Origin of the sequence: Octadecabacter algicola, assembly GCF_021532625.1 — a bacterium.
GTDB classification, from domain to species: Bacteria; Pseudomonadota; Alphaproteobacteria; order Rhodobacterales; family Rhodobacteraceae; genus Octadecabacter; species Octadecabacter algicola.
Map to the genome: position 1 here is coordinate 568,853 of NZ_JAKGAR010000003.1, position 16,638 is coordinate 585,490.

Below are 16,638 nucleotides of genomic sequence, written 5' to 3' on the forward strand. Positions count from 1 at the left end.
CGCAAGGGCAGCACGAGGAGTGACTAAATGACCAAATATGATGACGCATGGGCAGAAGCCGAACAGGCAAAGCGCGACTACATGGCCGAAAAAGGCCTGTATTCCCACGATGACGAAAAGGCCAACTGCGGTGTGGGCTTGGTTGTCTCTATCGACGGCAAAAAATCGCGATCTGTGGTTGAGAACGGTATTTCGGCGCTGAAGGCAATTTGGCACCGTGGCGCCGTTGATGCAGACGGTAAGACGGGTGACGGCGCGGGTATTCATGTGCAAATCCCGGTACCGTTCTTTTACGATCAGGTTGCTCGTACAGGGCATAAAGCGCGTGAGAATGAACTGCTGGCGGTTGGTCAGGTGTTCCTGCCGCGCACCGACTTTGGTGCTCAGGAAACATGCCGGACGATCGTGGAATCCGAAGTTCTGCGGATGGGCTATTACATCTACGGCTGGCGCCACGTTCCGGTCGACATTTCCTGCCTCGGTGAGAAAGCCAATGCGACACGCCCTGAGATCGAACAAATTCTGATCTCCAACTCCAAAGGCGTGGACGAAGAAACCTTCGAGCGCGAACTTTATGTTATCCGCCGTCGCATCGAAAAAGCGGCCGCCGCCGCTGGCGTAGGTCAATTGTATCTGGCGTCTTTGTCGTGCCGCAGCATCATCTACAAAGGTATGATGTTGGCTGAACAGGTTGCGGAGTTTTACCCCGACCTGATGGACGAACGTTTTGAGTCCGCGTTTGCGATTTATCACCAGCGGTATTCTACGAACACCTTCCCACAGTGGTGGTTGGCGCAGCCGTTCCGCATGTTGGCGCATAACGGTGAGATCAACACGCTGAAGGGCAACGTCAACTGGATGAAAAGCCATGAAATTCGCATGGCGTCTTCGACGTTTGGCGACATGGCCGAAGACATCAAACCGATCATTTCTGGCGGGTCGTCTGACTCCGCTGCTTTGGATTCCGTGTTCGAAGTTCTGGTTCGCGCTGGGCGGTCTGCCCCGATGGCGAAGACTATGTTGGTTCCTGAAAGCTGGTCCAAGCAAGCAACCGAATTGCCGGAAGCTTGGCGTGATATGTATTCCTACTGCAACTCCGTGATGGAGCCGTGGGACGGGCCTGCTGCACTGGCCATGACCGATGGCCGCTGGGTTTGCGCTGGGCTTGACCGCAACGGCTTGCGCCCGATGCGTTATGTCGTGACCGGAGATCGTTTGCTGATCGCTGGTTCCGAAGCCGGCATGGTGCCGACGGACGAGGCGACCGTCGTTGAAAAAGGCGCGCTGGGCCCTGGTCAGATGATCGGTGTGCACATGGGTAAGGGTGAACTTTTCCATGATGAAGAACTGAAAGATAAAATGGCAAATGCTCTGCCGTTTGGTGATTGGGTCGGTAAGATCAATGAGTTGGATGCCGAACTGGGTGCCGTTACCGAGGCTCCGATCTATTCCGGTAGCGAACTGCGCAAACGCCAGATCGCGGCGGGCTATACCATCGAAGAGCTGGAGAACATTCTTGCGCCAATGGCAGAGGATGCCAAAGAGGCGCTTGCGTCTATGGGCGATGATACGCCTTCTGCGGTTCTGTCTGAAAAGTATCGTCCGCTAAGCCACTTCTTCCGCCAGAACTTCAGCCAAGTTACCAACCCTCCGATCGACAGCTTGCGTGAATTCCGCGTGATGAGCCTGAAGACTCGGTTCGGGAACCTCAAGAACGTGCTGGACGAAGACAGCAGTCAGACGGAAATCATCGTGCTGGACAGCCCGTTTGTTGGGAACGCTCAGTGGGATGCGCTGCAAACAGCGTTCAATGCGAAATGTGTTGAAATTGATTGTACTTTCCCTGCGGATAGTAGTGCTGGTGGGCTAAACGACGCCTTGGCGCGCATTCGGGCCGAAGCAGAAGATGCCGTACGTTCTGGCGCTGGTCATCTGACATTGACTGACCAGCACCAAGGCGAAAACAAAGTGCCGATGCCGATGATCCTCGCGACGTCTGCAGTGCACAGCTGGTTGACTCGCAAAGGTCTTCGGACGTTCACGTCGCTGAATGTGCGGTCTGCCGAATGTATCGACCCGCATTACTTCGCGGTTTTGATTGGCTGTGGTGCGACTGTTGTTAACGCTTACCTCGCCGAAGATTCCTTGGATGACCGGATTGAACGCGGCTTGCTGGATTGCACATTGACCGAGGCCGTGTCGCGGTATCGCAATGCGATTGATCAAGGCCTTCTAAAGATCATGGCTAAGATGGGTATTTCCGTAATTTCGTCTTACCGTGGTGGCCTGAACTTTGAAGCCGTAGGCCTGTCCCGCGCAATGGTTGCCGAATATTTCCCAGGCATGCACAGCCGGATTTCCGGTATCGGTGTGTCGGGTATTCAGCGCAAAGTCGAAGGTGTTCACAAGGCCGGTTGGCTGGGTGGATCTGATGTTCTTCCAATTGGTGGCTTCTATAAAGCGCGTCGCAGCGGCGAAAAGCACGCATGGGAAGCGCAAACAATGCACCTGTTGCAACAGGCCTGTAACCGCGCGTCTTATGAGTTGTGGAAGCAGTATTCCGGCGCAATGCAGGCAAACCCGCCGATCCATTTGCGTGATCTGTTGGCTGTTAAGCCGATGGGTAAGTCGATTCCGATTGAGGAAGTTGAAAGCATCACCTCGATCCGTAAGCGTTTCGTGACGCCTGGTATGTCATTGGGTGCGCTTAGCCCCGAGGCGCACAAGACGTTGAACATTGCGATGAACCGTATCGGTGCGAAGTCTGACTCTGGTGAGGGTGGCGAAGATCCGGCACACTTCGTCCCAGAAGCCAACGGCGACAACCCGTCAGCGAAGATTAAACAGGTCGCATCAGGTCGTTTTGGTGTGACTGCCGAGTACTTGAACCAATGCGAAGAGCTTGAAATCAAAGTTGCACAGGGCGCCAAGCCTGGTGAGGGTGGCCAGTTGCCAGGTATGAAGGTCACCGATCTTATTGCCCGTCTTCGCCACTCGACGAAAGGTGTGACTCTGATCTCACCTCCACCGCACCACGATATCTATTCCATCGAGGATTTGGCGCAGCTGATCTATGACCTTAAGCAGATCAACCCGCGTTGTAAGGTGACTGTGAAACTGGTGGCATCCAGCGGTGTTGGTACGATTGCAGCGGGTGTTGCAAAGGCGAAGGCCGATGTGATCCTGATTTCTGGACACAATGGCGGTACAGGCGCGTCCCCTGCGACGTCCATTAAATACGCGGGTCTGCCGTGGGAAATGGGCCTAACCGAGGCGCACCAAGTTCTTGCGATGAACAACTTGCGTGGTCGCGTGACGTTGCGGACAGATGGAGGACTGCGCACGGGTCGTGACATTGTTATGGCTGCGATGCTGGGTGCGGAAGAATACGGAATCGGTACTGCCGCCCTGATCGCGATGGGCTGTATTATGGTTCGTCAGTGTCAGTCCAACACATGTCCGGTCGGCGTATGTACTCAGGACGAAGCCTTGCGCGATAAGTTCACTGGCAACGCAGACAAGGTTGTGAACCTCATCACGTTCTATGCAACAGAAGTGCGTGAAATTCTGGCCGAGATCGGCGCACGTTCGATGGACGAGATCATCGGTCGTGCCGATCTATTGGATCAGGTTTCGCGTGGGTCGGCACACCTTGACGATCTTGATCTCAACCCGTTGTTGATCACTGTCGATGGCGCGAAAGAGATCGTCTACGACCGGAACAAGTCGCGCAATGCGGTGCCGGATACGTTGGATGCGCAAATCGTCAAGGATGCCGCGCGCTTCCTTGAGGATGGTGAGAAGATGCAGCTTGAATATGCTGTTCAGAACACCTTGCGGACGATTGGTACGCGGACGTCTTCGCATATCGTGAAGAACTTCGGCATGCGCAACACGTTGCAAGCTGACCATTTGACAGTGAAGCTGAAAGGCTCTGCGGGTCAATCTTTGGGCGCCTTCGCGGCACCCGGGTTGAAGCTGGAAGTCAGCGGCGATGCCAATGACTACGTTGGTAAGGGTCTGTCTGGGGGTACTATTGTTGTGCGCCCACCGATGAATTCGCCGCTGGTCGCGTCCGACAACACGATTATCGGCAATACGGTTCTTTACGGTGCAACCGACGGGTATCTGTTCGCTGCTGGCCGTGCAGGTGAACGGTTCGCTGTGAGAAACTCTGGCGCGAAGGTCGTGATTGAAGGTTGCGGGTCAAACGGGTGTGAATACACCACGGGCGGCGTCGCAGTTATCCTTGGGTCGATCGGTGCCAATTTTGGTGCGGGTATGACGGGTGGTATGGCCTATCTATACGATCCGGAACGTCAATCCGATCCGTTGATCAACATGGAAACATTGGTGACGTGCCCGGTTACGGTCGATCACTGGGAAGCCCAGTTGAAAGGCTTGATTGAACAGCACCTAGAGCAGACCGGAAGCCGTAAGGCCGCCGATATTCTGCAACACTGGGATCTTGAGCGCGGTAATTTCGTGCAGGTTTGCCCGAAAGAAATGTTGGTTCATTTGCCAGCGCCATTGAGCCTTGAGCAAGCAGCAGTTCCTGCTGAGTAAATAGGAAGAATGGGGGCGGGATATGCCGCCCTCATTTTACTGAAAATAGAGCGTTTCAATCTCGATCTCAGGTAATGCTCGGGCGATTTGTCTGAGTGCGCATCGTGTGAGGCATTCTAACACAACAACAGGCGGCTTGGGCGGCCAGTTTTTGCAGTTCGTTTTGCGGCGCTGCAGTTCAGATCAACTTTGATGACGCGAACTTCGGTGCGGAGTTTTTGTTTAAAGAGCGACGCAGGTGTTTTGGGGTGACACTTGAGGTGTTGCAGGCAAGCAGAGCTTGACCCCAAGGGTGCTGCTGCGATGAATAGCGTCATGGCTCGCAAAACCCGCAAAAAGACCCCTAAGAAACCCGCAGTGAAACTGAGGGACCGCCCGCGTCTTTTTGTGCGGCGGGTGATGAAGTACATTTTTCGAGGCATCCTCATTATGATCGCATTGGCAGTGCTGGTGACAGCGGCGTTAACGGTCGTGAACCCCCCGACAACCCCATACATGTTCGCCGAGAGCCGCCGTGTTGGTGGAGTAAACCACACGTGGGTTTCCATGGAAGACATTGCACCTGTGATGGCACGGTCAGCGGTCGCCGCTGAGGACGCCAATTTCTGCCTTCATTGGGGCTTGGATGTTGGGGCAATTCAGGCGGCTTTGGCAGAGGGGGGTAGTCGCGGCGGCTCTACGATTTCTCAGCAGGTCGTGAAGAATGTCTATTTATGGCACGGGCGTTCGTGGTTCCGTAAGTCACTCGAGGCGTTGATGACGCCTATGGTCGAAGCGATCTGGAGCAAGCAGCGCATCCTTGAAGTTTACCTGAACGTTGCGGAGTTTGACGAAGGCGTTTTCGGGGTTGAGGCCGCTGCGGTACATTACTTTGGCGTGAGGGCCGCAGATTTGTCACCGGTTCAGGCCGCTCGATTGGCTGCGATCCTTCCAAGCCCCAAGACCCGATCCGCCTCAGAGCCGTCATCCTCGGTGCGCAGACGTGCCTCGGGCATCGTTGATGGTGCCGCTACGATACGGGCGGATGGCCGCGCAGACTGTTTCGAATAATGCCCTGACGTGGCGCGCGGGATTGAATCGCGCTGCCGCTTGATGCATTGAAGGGGAACACTGTATCTGGGGCCCTTGATGAACCGTCTCTACCATTATCCGCTGTCGCCGTTTTCCCGCAAAGTGCGCTTGTCATTGGCCGAGAAACGGATTGAGGTCGAGTTGATCGAAGAGCGTTACTGGGAGAAGGATGCCGATTTCTTGCGCCGTAACCCTGCCGGTAAGGTGCCTGTTCTCAAGATGGGCAATCGCACGATGGCTGATAGCACTGCCATTTGTGAGTATCTTGAGGAAACCCACCCGACGCCGATGTTGTTGCCACAAGGGGCCGACAGCCGTTACGAAGTGCGTCGTTTGGTTGCCTGGTTTGACGATAAGTTTAACGAAGAAGTCACGACGAAGCTTATGGGAGAACGGGTGTTCCGCAAAGTGATGGGAACCGGTTACCCAGATAGTGCGAACGTGAAGGCAGGATCGCGGGCGATTAAATACCATTTGGACTACATGCATTGGCTGTTGGATCAGCGGCGCTGGCTGGCTGGTAATGACATGACTTTGGCTGACTTTGCAGCCGCTGCGCATTTGTCTTGTTTGGACTATGTGTCGGACGTGGATTGGAACCGGTCAGAGATCGTTAAAGATTGGTATGCGAAGATCAAATCGCGACCAGCGTTTCGATCTATTCTGGCGGACCAAATCTCTGGGTTCCCGCAGCCGTCGCACTATAGCGACTTGGATTTTTGATCGGGCTGAAAGAACAGCTTCGCGAAAAGGCCCTGAGCGAAGGGTTTGCCAGTTTTGGTGTTTGCCGTCCTGATGCCGTTCCAGAATTACCTGAAAGACTGAAGATATTCGTTGAGCAAGAACGTCATGGCCAAATGGCATGGATCGCGGATCGCATGGCATGGCGGGGTGATCCAAGCGCGCTTTGGCCGGATGCGAAATCAGTAGTGATGTTGGCAGAACCATACACACCAACACATGATCCACTGGAGGTATTGGAGCATTCAGATCGCGCAGCGATTTCTGTCTATGCCCAGAACCGTGACTATCATGACATAGTAAAGAAACGTCTGAAACGAGTTGGACGCTGGTTGGTGGATCAGGCTGGGTGCGAAATAAAGGTGTTCGTGGACACTGCGCCCGTGATGGAAAAACCTTTGGCGCAGGCTGCCGGTCTTGGTTGGCAGGGTAAGCACACAAATCTGTTGAGCCGAGATTTGGGGAGCTGGTTCTTTTTGGGCGCAATTTTCACAACAGCAGAGCTGACGCCGGATGCTTCAGGCATTGAAAATTGTGGATCATGTACTGCTTGTCTTGATATCTGTCCGACGGATGCCTTTCCGGAACCGTACCAGCTCGATGCGCGGCGGTGTATTTCCTACCTGACGATTGAGCATAAAGGGCCCGTTTCGGAAGAACTACGCGAACGGATGGGCAACCGGATTTACGGATGTGACGATTGTCTTGCCGCGTGCCCATGGAACAAGTTTGCCGTTGAAGCTCAAGAAGTACGGTACGCTGCGCGTGACGATTTGGTTGCGCCTCCACTTAAGGATTTGGCTGTTCTGGATGACACAGCGTTTAGAGAAAAATTTTCTGGTAGCCCAATTAAGCGGATTGGGCGGGATCGATTTGTTCGCAATGTGCTTTATGCGATTGGAAATTCTGGCGATGCCTCGTTAAAGGCCACCGCAGCGGCTTTAACTGAAGACACCGCACCTGAGGTGTCGGACGCAGCGCGATGGGCGGTCGAGCGATTATAGGTTTAGACGGCTGGTTCTTTGCAATCGTCAGGCGTAAGCAGTTACCATGACATCAACACCTACAATCAACGTGCCGCGCGGGATTTTCCTGATGGTGTCGGCGATCACGATGTTCACAGTTATGTCTGCCTTTATTAAAGCGGCCGATCGAGTGCCGGCGGGCGAGACGATGTTCTTTCGATCCATCATGGCGATGCCGATTATTCTGATCTGGTTACTGGTTAATGGCGGTATCGCACAAGGAATTCGGACACAGTCAATTCGCAATCACGCGGTGCGTGGGATTGTTGGTTCTTGTGCGATGGGGCTTGGCTTTGCGGGTTTGAAATACTTGCCATTGCCGGAGGTTACCGCGATCCGTTTTGTGACGCCGATTGTGATGGTCGTACTGGCGGCTCTGATACTCGGGGAGAAATTCCGGCTGGTTCGCATTGCGGCGGTTTCTCTGGGCTTTGTTGGGGTGGTGATTATCGTTGCGCCGAGGCTGAGTGTTGGGCTGGGATCGATAGAAGCGTTGGGCGTAGCGTTGACGCTCGGATCCGCATGCCTCGCGGCATTGGCACAGGTCTTTGTTAAAGGCATGGCCAATTCAGAAAGCACAACGGCGATCGTGTTCTGGTTTTCCGCAACTTCGACGGTTTTGTCGCTGCTAACAGTGCCGTTTGGTTGGGTTTGGCCAACTGGAACGGAATTGGTCTTGCTGTGCGGGGCAGGACTTGTCGGGGGCGTTGGACAGATTTTGTTAACAGCGAGCTACCGGCTGGCCGACGCGGGCGTTCTTGCGCCGTTCACCTATGTTTCAATGCTTTGGTCGGTCGCAATTGGGTACATTTGGTTTGACGAAGTACCAACCGCTGGAATGCTCGCTGGGGCGGCATTAGTGATCTGTGCCGGGGTGATAATTGTGGTGCGTGAACGTCAGCTCGGGATGAATGCAACGGCCCGTCGCAAGGTGAAGGCGAAGGGACTGCAATAGCGTCTAACGTGATTTTTGCGATGATCCGTGTTAGTATTCGGAACACAGCAAGGAAGGACCTGTCATGACCCGACATATTTCCGACAATCAGCAAACGTTGGATTCAAGTAAACGTGCTGCCGTTCAAGTTCTGCATCAAAAGCAGGAGTTTAGCAGCGCCGCGCGCCGTAGACTATTTGAACATGTTCGAGAAACGAGCGGCAGACGCCTCGCCCAATACATAAAGATTGAGCGAGGTCGTTAAATCTGGGCGCTTATGCGCGGACCAGTTTTTCGTAATCGGTGGCGATGTCTTTGGCCAATGCGCCGACTTCAAAATTGTAATCACCAATCTGGTTGATTGGGGTCACCTCTGCGGCGGAACCAGTCAGCCATGCCTGTTCGAACCCTTCGAGTTCTTCGGGCATGATGTGGCGCTCATTCACCTTGATGCCTTTTTCGGTCAACATCTGGATTACGGTTTGACGGGTCAACCCGTTGAGGAAAGCGTCAGGTGTGGGTGTGTGGACTTCGCCGTCTTTAACGAAGAACAGATTTGCGCCCGTGCATTCAGCAACGTAGCCGCGGTAATCGAACATCAATGCGTCAGAACAGCCCTTCGCTTCCGCCGCGTGTTTGGACATGGTCGCGATCATATAAAGACCGGCCGCCTTGGCCTGTGATGGGGCCGTTTCAGGAGACGGGCGCTTCCATTTCGCGATGTCGAGCTTGGCGCCCTTCATTTTGGCATCACCGTAGTAAGCGCCCCATTCCCAAACGGCCACAGCAAGGTGGACAGGATTTCGAGAGGCTGCGACACCCATGTCTTCACCAGACCCGCGCCACGCAACAGGGCGGACGTAGGCGTCTGTAAGACCGTTTGCATCAAGTGCGGCGCGTTTGGCGGCTTCGATTTCATCCACAGAGAACGGGATGTCAAAGTCGATCAGATTGGCCGAACGTTTTAGGCGTTCGGAGTGTTCGCGGGATTTGAAGATCTTACCGGAGTAGCAGCGCTCGCCTTCAAACACGGAGGAAGCATAATGCATTGCGTGCGTCAGAATGTGGACGTTGGCATCGCGCCATTCGACCAATTTGCCGTCCATCCAGATTTTTCCGTCACGATCGTCGTATGCACCAGCCATGATGGCCTCCTATTGTCTTTGCATTTATTTCGCGATTAGGTCCGGTGTGGACATTTTGTTGCGCGAAACCTGCGATTCGATACCGATGCTGGCTTGGAATGTCAACAAAGCTGACGTATTATGACGGCGAATGTGAAGGAGGGTACGATGGAGGGGAGCGGACGAGAGAGCGGCAACGCTTTGTTATTCCTAACGGATGAGCAATTGCGTAAGGGCATCGAGGCGATGTTTTTTGCCTATCGCGGTTTCACGGCTGACCCGGATCGAATTCTTGCGGACATGGCATATGGGCGTGCTCATCACCGCGCTGTTCATTTTATTCACCGCAGTCCCGGGACCACCGTTAACAATCTGTTGGCGATTCTCGGTGTTACAAAGCAATCGCTGAACCGTGTGTTGCGTGCATTGGTTGAGGATGGTCTGGTCCGCAGTGAAGTAGGAAAGCGCGACAAGAGAGAACGGCATTTGCATTTAACCGAAGCGGGAGAGGCTTTGGAGCGGCAATTGTCGGACGCACAACGGGACCGAATGCGTGCGGCTTACCGCGCGGCGGGACCAGAGGCCGTTACAGGATTTCGGCAAGTGCTTGAGGCTATGATGGATGATGAAATGCGGAAGCGGTATGATGCGCTTAAAGATTTAAAGGGATGATGTTGATGCAAAGTGACCAACCGCATTTGTTGATTGTGGACGATGATGAGCGCATTCGTGTGTTGCTACAGAAATTTCTTGTGCGGAATGGGTTCTTGGTGACCGCAGCGCGGGATGCTGCGCACGCAAGGCGAATTTTGTCGGGGCTGGATTTCGATATGATCGTGCTCGATGTAATGATGCCGGGCGAAGACGGCGTCTCGCTTTGTGCTGACCTGCGCCAAGAACGCGAAACTCCAATCCTCTTGTTGACGGCCAAAGCCGAGACGGGCGACAGGATCGCGGGGCTTGAAGCCGGCGCAGATGATTATCTTGCCAAACCGTTTGAACCGAAAGAGCTGCTGCTGCGGATCAATTCGATTCTGCGGCGTGTCCCACCTAGTGAGGCTGAGAGTGTTGTTCCGAAGGTGCTGCACTTAGGGCCGCTCCGCTATGACATGGAACGTGGTGAGATGTGGCAAGGTGAGGACTTGGTCAGGCTGACAGCAACCGAGGCGCAGTTGATGCGTATTTTCTCGGCGACACCTGCCGAAGCGATCAGTCGCGAGGAACTCGTTGATCGGCTTGGTCGGTCCGGTGGCCAAGCCCAAGAACGCGCGGTCGATGTTCAGATCACGCGGTTGCGTCGAAAACTGGAAGCCGACCCGAAACAACCCCGTTATCTTCAGACGGTGCGTGGTGCCGGTTACATGTTGGCGCCAGACTAGGCCATTCGACCAAATCAACACAGTTAGGAGCGTCTTTTGGCGACTGCATTGATCACCCATAAGGCCTGTTATGATCACGTAACACCGCCCGGTCACCCCGAACAGGTGGCACGTCTTGATGCGGTTTTGGATGCGTTGGATGGGCTGGAGTTGGCTCGCATGCCTGCGCCCTTGGCTGCGGACGACGATTTGTTGCGGTGCCATACCAAAGCGCACCTAGACGCAATTCGCGATGCGGTCCCGTCTGAGGGCTGGCGCAGTTTGGACGCAGACACTCACATGTCCGTTGGCACTCTGGAGGCGGCCTATCGTGCGGCTGGCGGTGTCATCCGGGCTGTTGATCTGGTGATGTCTGGTGGTGCCCAGAATGCTTTTGCGGCCGTTCGTCCCCCCGGACATCACGCTGAACAAGAAACGCCAATGGGTTTTTGTTTCTTCGGTTCGGTCGCCACAGCAGCGAAACATGCGGTTGATTTCCATGGCCTAAAGCGTGTCGCAATTGTGGATTTCGATGTCCATCACGGGAATGGTACGCAGGATTTGGTTGAGGAAGATGCGCGCATTTTGTTCATATCTTCTCATCAGATGCCGCTGTGGCCAGGCACGGGTGCAGCCCATGAAACGGGTGTCGGCAATGTCGTGAACGTGCCTCTTCCAGAAGGCTGCGGATCAAAGTCGTTTCGATCCACCTATGAGCGTGATGTTTTCCCCCGTATCGCGGGTTTCAAACCTGAACTTCTGCTGATTTCCGCGGGATTTGATGCACATGCAGATGATCCACTGGCAGGACTGATGTTGGGTGACGATGATTTTAGGTGGGTCACTGAAAAACTGTGCGATTTGGCAGATGAACATTGCGATGGTCGTGTGGTGTCTGCGCTTGAGGGCGGTTATGATCTAGATGCGCTGGGCCGATCTGCTCGCGCACATGTAAAAGTACTAACGGAGCGAGGCGCATGAGCGACGTAAACGAGATGAGCTTTGAGGATGCCCTGCGCGAGCTTGAGCAAGTCGTAGGAAAGCTGGAGCGTGGAGAGGTCCCGCTGGACGAGTCGATTTCGCTGTATGAACGCGGAGCTGCCCTTAAGAAACGCTGTGAGACGAAGCTGAAAGAAGCCGAAGAGAAGGTTGCAAAGCTGACCTTGGATGGCGATGGGAACCCGACGGGCACGGCACCGTTGGATGGCTAAGAAGCTCAAATTTAAGTCTTTGGATCAATTTGAGATCAAGCCGCTCTTTAGCGTAGGCGAACCCATGCCTTTCCGCGAAGCCTTGGAGCAGACTGCGGAGGCGACCGCAGTTGGTATCAAGGTTTCCACTGAGGGCTACCGAGGGGACGTCGCTGATGCGATGAGATATGCAGTGGAAGGTGGCAAAGGATTGCGGGCGTTCTTCGTCTATCAATCAGCGCACCTGCACAAAGTTAACCCGATTTTCGCTCGTATGGCGGCGGAAGCCATTGAATGCCTGCATGCTTATTCTTTGGTGCATGATGACCTGCCCTGCATGGATGATGATGATTTGCGGCGGGGCCAACCCACTGTCCATCGGAAGTGGGACGAGGCGACTGCGGTTTTAGCCGGCGACGCCCTACAGGCTCTTGCTTTTGAGAGGGCAAGCTCTGCGGGTATGACCGACGAAGCGCGGGTCAAAATGGTTTTGACGTTAGCGCAGGCGGCAGGCATTGGCGGGATGGTCGGCGGGCAGGCTGCCGATATCGCCGCAGAGACGGCCACAGCCCCGTTAACGCTCGATCAGATCATAGCGCTGCAGGCGGGTAAAACAGGTGCATTGATCACTTGGGCCTGTACGGCAGGTCCTACGATGGCGCAGGACGATCCCTCAGCGTTGCGGACCTATGGTGATAAACTGGGGCTCGCATTCCAGATTGCCGATGACATTCTTGATGTTGAGGGCGATGCAGCCACAGTTGGAAAGGCCGTCGGCAAAGATGAAGCCGCTGGAAAAGCTACGTTCGTGTCCCTTTTGGGGTTGGATGGGGCGAAAAGCCGCGCAGATGAGTTGGTGGAATCGGCCTGCGATGCGCTAAGTGTTTACGGAAAGGCGGCTGATACGTTACGAGACGCCGCGCGGTTTGTTGTAAACCGCAGCCACTGAAGAAAGACGCCTGATATGGCCGAGAGACCCAAAACCCCATTGCTGGATCAAATCGATCTGCCCAGCGACATGCGCGGACTTAGCGATGCGCAACTGCGCAGCGTTGCAGATGAATTACGCGCTGAGACGATTTCGACGGTTTCCGAAACGGGTGGGCACTTGGGTGCTGGCCTTGGCGTTGTAGAACTGACCGTTGCGTTGCATGCCGTGTTCGAAGCGCCAAAAGATAAGATTATCTGGGACGTCAGCCACCAGTGTTATCCGCACAAAATCCTGACAGGCCGTCGGGACCGTATTCGCACACTTCGTCAGAAGGATGGGCTGAGCGGTTTCACTAAACGCAGTGAATCCCCATACGATCCGTTCGGGGCCGCGCATTCGTCTACATCGATCTCTGCAGCACTCGGTTTCGCAGTCGCACGCGATCTAGGTGGCGAAGGCGGTGATGCGATCGCAGTCATCGGCGATGGGTCTATGTCTGCGGGCATGGCTTATGAGGCGATGAACAATGCTGGCCATTTGAAGAAACGGCTGATCGTGATTTTGAACGACAATGAAATGTCGATTGCGCCGCCGGTTGGGGCCATGTCGTCCTACCTGAGCCGACTTTATGCTGGCGATCCGTTTCAGGATTTCAAAGCAGCAGCCAAGGGCGCGGTGTCGTTCCTGCCCGAACCCTTCCAAGAAGGCGCACGTCGAGCAAAGGAAATGCTGAAAGGCATGACCGTTGGCGGCACATTGTTCGAAGAACTCGGGTTCAGTTACCTTGGCCCGATTGACGGCCACGATATGGATCAACTGCTCAGCGTTTTGCGGACGGTAAAGACCCGTGCGACCGGTCCAATCCTGATCCATGCAATTACGAAAAAAGGCAAAGGCTACGCAGAGCACCGCGCAGATCGCGGTCATGCCACAGGCAAGTTCGATATTGTGACAGGCGAGCAAGCCAAGGCCGTCAGCAATGCGCCGTCCTATACCTCGGTCTTTGCCGAGAGCTTGATCAAAGAAGCGGGTAAAGACGAAAAGATCGTTGCGGTGACGGCCGCTATGCCAGACGGCACGGGGCTGGACCGGTTCATGTCGCGTTTCACATCGCGCTGTTTTGACGTTGGTATCGCGGAACAGCATGCGGTGACATTTTGTGCAGGCCTTGCGGCCGGCGGGATGAAACCGTTCTGTGCGTTGTATTCTACGTTCCTGCAACGAGGCTATGATCAGATTGTGCATGATGTGGCGATCCAACGATTGCCTGTTCGTTTTGCGATTGATCGCGCTGGGCTTGTTGGTGCGGACGGGGCGACCCATGCGGGTTCCTTTGATGTCGCATTCCTTGCCAACCTACCGGGGTTCGTTGTGATGGCGGCTGCGGATGAAGCTGAATTAACGCGCATGGTTGCGACAGCTGTTGCCCATGACGAAGGCCCAATTGCGTTCCGTTTCCCCCGTGGCGAAGGCGTTGGGGTCGACATTCCAGATGATGCGTTGCCATTGGAAATCGGTAAGGGTCGTATGATCCGTGAAGGATCGAAAGTAGCCATCTTGTCCTTTGGGACCCGTCTGCAAGAAGTTGAGAAAGCCTGTGAGGCATTGGCCGCCAAAGGCATAACACCAACGGTTGCGGATGCACGTTTCGCAAAACCATTGGATCGCGATATGATCCTTGGGCTGGCCGCAGATCACGACGGGCTGATCACCGTAGAAGAAGGCGCTGTTGGCGGGTTCGGATCACATGTCGCGCAACTGCTGGCCGAGGAAGGCGTTTTCGATCACGGTTTGAAGTTCCGCAGCATGGTTCTGCCTGACACGTTTATCGACCAATCCAGCCCGCGCGACATGTATGACACTGCAGCAATGAACGCAGAACACATTGAAGCCAAAGTGCTGGATGTTTTGGGCGTGGCCGTAGTTGGTAAGCGCGCTTAGTCAGATTTTGGTAGACGTTTTTCGATTGCTTCTAGCCGGACGAGAACTTCGTCGCGGTAGCTGTCGGTTGCGGCATTTTCTTCGACGTGATGCGCGTCTTGCATCGAGTTCACGATCAGACCAACCAGTAGGTTCACAACAGCGAATGTAGTGACCATGATGAATGGTACAAAGAACGCCCACGCGTAGGGGTAGACTTCCATTACGGGGCGGACGATCCCCATGGACCAGCTTTCTAGGGTCATGATCTGGAACAGGCTGTAGGCGGATGCGCCGAGGCTGCCAAACCATTCCGGAAAGGCATCGCCAAAGAGCTTTGTCGCCATAACAGAGCCGATGTAGAAGATTAGTGACATCAACAAAAAGACACTGCCCATGCCCGGCAAAGCCGTCAGGAACCCTTCGACAACACGTCGCAAACTTGGGGTGGCCGAGATAACGCGCAGCACACGCAAGATCCGCAACGCCCGTAAGACGGACAGGGATTGCGCGGCGGGAACAAGGGCAATGCCAACGATGATAAAGTCGAAGATATTCCAGCCAGAGCGGAAGAACTGAAACCGATAGGCAAAGAGCTTAGCTAAAATTTCTATGATGAAAATCGAGAGGCACAGTCTATCGAGCCAATGGATTAGCGGGCCTGCAACGCCCATCACTGTGTCAGAGGTTTCCAGTCCGAGGATCACAGCATTGAATATGATGACAGCAATGATCCCGTAGCGCACCGTTGGCGTATCTAGAAATGCTGCTACTTTGTTGCGGATCGTCATATGAGTTCCCTTTTCTGAGCCCGATATGGCGATTGGATGATCTTAGGGCAAGTGCAGGGATCAGTCCTTACGTGTTTCTGCGGCCAAAAGTGATGCAAGCCCAACGCGGTAATCCGGAAATAACAGCTTCACGCCGAGTTCGTCCTTAATCCGATCGTTTCGAACCTTCTTACTTTCCGCATAAAAGCTGCGGGCCATTTGTGTCATCTCGGCGGTCTCGAAGTCCTGAGCAGGCGGGAGCGGGAGGCCCAATAATTCAGCAGCGTGTCCGATGACGTCTTCTGGAGGCGCCGGGTCATCATCGCAAAGGTTGTAGATTGCACCGGGGTTTGGTTGCGAAATTGATGCCGCAAGGACTTGCGCAATATCGTCTACATGGATGCGGCTAAACACCTGCCCCTGTTTTATGATGCGCCGCGCAGTGCCGTTGCGAACTTTCGCAAATGGCCCTCGGCCAGGTCCGTAAATCCCCGCAAGGCGGAAGATATGAAGCGGCAAGCCCAGTTCTTGCCACGCCTGTTCGGCTTCGACACGCAATTGGCCACGTTTGGTAGATGGGGTGAGAGGTGTCGTTTCGTCTACCCATCCCCCCTCATGGTCGCCATAGACCCCTGTCGTTGAGAGATATCCAACCCATTCGAACTGTCCCTTGTGCGCAGCGATCTCGTCGCGCAGTTCCTTCAGAACGGGATCGCCCGCTTCCGACGGGCCAGCAGAGATCAACAAGTGGGTCGCAGCATCCAATGCAGGGATGATGTTTGCCCCCGGCCAGATGCGCGGCTCGACGCCATCTGCCATAAGTGTCGCGGCTTTGTCTTCGCTACGCGTCGTGCCGATCACACGCCAATCATCAGGCAGGAGGCGTGTTAAAGCACGGGCTGAGTAGCCGTGCCCAAAAGAGAGGAGTGTCTTATTCATGCCCCTTGGTCGCCCAGCCCGCGGCGTTGTGCAAGGTGTCATAGGGGCTTGCCATATCGACCATCCTGT

At 54.7% G+C, this 16,638-nt stretch carries 14 protein-coding genes; 11 read left to right on the forward strand and 3 right to left on the reverse strand.

Annotated features, from left to right (window positions below):
- Positions 1 to 27 precede the first annotated feature (27 nt).
- From gltB to L0666_RS14015, 5 genes are all read left to right on the forward strand, one after another.
- Positions 28 to 4,566, forward strand: a complete 4,539-nt coding sequence (gene gltB, locus L0666_RS13995) for a glutamate synthase large subunit (RefSeq protein WP_235262004.1) — start codon at positions 28 to 30, stop codon at positions 4,564 to 4,566.
- A 315-nt stretch (positions 4,567 to 4,881) separates the two neighbouring features.
- A complete protein-coding gene (mtgA, locus tag L0666_RS14000) occupies positions 4,882 to 5,616 on the forward strand; it encodes a monofunctional biosynthetic peptidoglycan transglycosylase (protein WP_235262005.1) in 735 nt (244 codons plus the stop codon).
- A gap of 78 nt (positions 5,617 to 5,694) precedes the next feature.
- On the forward strand, positions 5,695 to 6,360 hold the full coding sequence (gene fzlA, locus L0666_RS14005) for an FtsZ-binding protein FzlA (RefSeq protein WP_216035822.1): 666 nt from the start codon (positions 5,695 to 5,697) through the stop codon (positions 6,358 to 6,360).
- Positions 6,360 to 7,382, forward strand: coding sequence for a tRNA epoxyqueuosine(34) reductase QueG (gene queG, locus L0666_RS14010; RefSeq protein ID WP_418887997.1), 1,023 nt, complete (start codon positions 6,360 to 6,362; stop codon positions 7,380 to 7,382). Before fzlA ends, queG begins: the two co-directional genes overlap by 1 nt.
- Before the next feature lie 46 nt (positions 7,383 to 7,428).
- A complete protein-coding gene (locus tag L0666_RS14015) occupies positions 7,429 to 8,358 on the forward strand; it encodes a DMT family transporter (protein WP_235262006.1) in 930 nt (309 codons plus the stop codon).
- A 254-nt stretch (positions 8,359 to 8,612) separates the two neighbouring features.
- Here the strand turns inward: L0666_RS14015 and L0666_RS14020 are convergent, their stop codons facing one another.
- Positions 8,613 to 9,482 (reverse strand): branched-chain amino acid aminotransferase, encoded by an 870-nt coding sequence (locus L0666_RS14020; protein WP_235262007.1) that lies wholly within the window; start codon positions 9,480 to 9,482, stop codon positions 8,613 to 8,615.
- Positions 9,483 to 9,629: 147 nt separating this feature from the next.
- On the opposite strand from L0666_RS14020, the gene L0666_RS14025 reads away from it, so the two are divergent.
- From L0666_RS14025 to dxs, 6 genes are all read left to right on the forward strand, one after another.
- A complete protein-coding gene (locus L0666_RS14025) occupies positions 9,630 to 10,133 on the forward strand; it encodes a MarR family winged helix-turn-helix transcriptional regulator (protein ID WP_235262008.1) in 504 nt (167 codons plus the stop codon).
- Positions 10,134 to 10,138: 5 nt separating this feature from the next.
- Positions 10,139 to 10,840, forward strand: coding sequence for a response regulator (locus L0666_RS14030; RefSeq protein ID WP_235262009.1), 702 nt, complete (start codon positions 10,139 to 10,141; stop codon positions 10,838 to 10,840).
- 36 nt (positions 10,841 to 10,876) lie between these two features.
- A complete protein-coding gene (locus L0666_RS14035; protein ID WP_235262010.1) occupies positions 10,877 to 11,800 on the forward strand; it encodes a histone deacetylase family protein in 924 nt (307 codons plus the stop codon).
- Entirely contained in the window at positions 11,797 to 12,030 is a 234-nt protein-coding gene (locus L0666_RS14040; protein ID WP_216035815.1) for an exodeoxyribonuclease VII small subunit, read from the forward strand. The genes L0666_RS14035 and L0666_RS14040 overlap by 4 nt, the downstream gene beginning before the upstream one ends.
- Before the next feature lie 64 nt (positions 12,031 to 12,094).
- Complete coding sequence (locus L0666_RS14045; protein WP_418887998.1) at positions 12,095 to 12,958, forward strand: polyprenyl synthetase family protein; 864 nt, start codon at positions 12,095 to 12,097, stop codon at positions 12,956 to 12,958.
- Between the two features lie 15 nt (positions 12,959 to 12,973).
- The gene (gene dxs / locus L0666_RS14050) at positions 12,974 to 14,881 is read left to right on the forward strand and encodes a 1-deoxy-D-xylulose-5-phosphate synthase (RefSeq protein ID WP_235262012.1); all 1,908 of its coding nucleotides are present in this window, start codon (positions 12,974 to 12,976) and stop codon (positions 14,879 to 14,881) included.
- Here the strand turns inward: dxs and L0666_RS14055 are convergent.
- The gene (locus L0666_RS14055; RefSeq protein ID WP_235262013.1) at positions 14,878 to 15,651 is read right to left on the reverse strand and encodes an ion transporter; all 774 of its coding nucleotides are present in this window, start codon (positions 15,649 to 15,651) and stop codon (positions 14,878 to 14,880) included. The genes dxs and L0666_RS14055 overlap by 4 nt on opposite strands.
- 60 nt (positions 15,652 to 15,711) lie before the next feature.
- A complete protein-coding gene (locus tag L0666_RS14060) occupies positions 15,712 to 16,569 on the reverse strand; it encodes an SDR family oxidoreductase (RefSeq protein WP_235262014.1) in 858 nt (285 codons plus the stop codon).
- Positions 16,570 to 16,638: the final 69 nt, after the last annotated feature.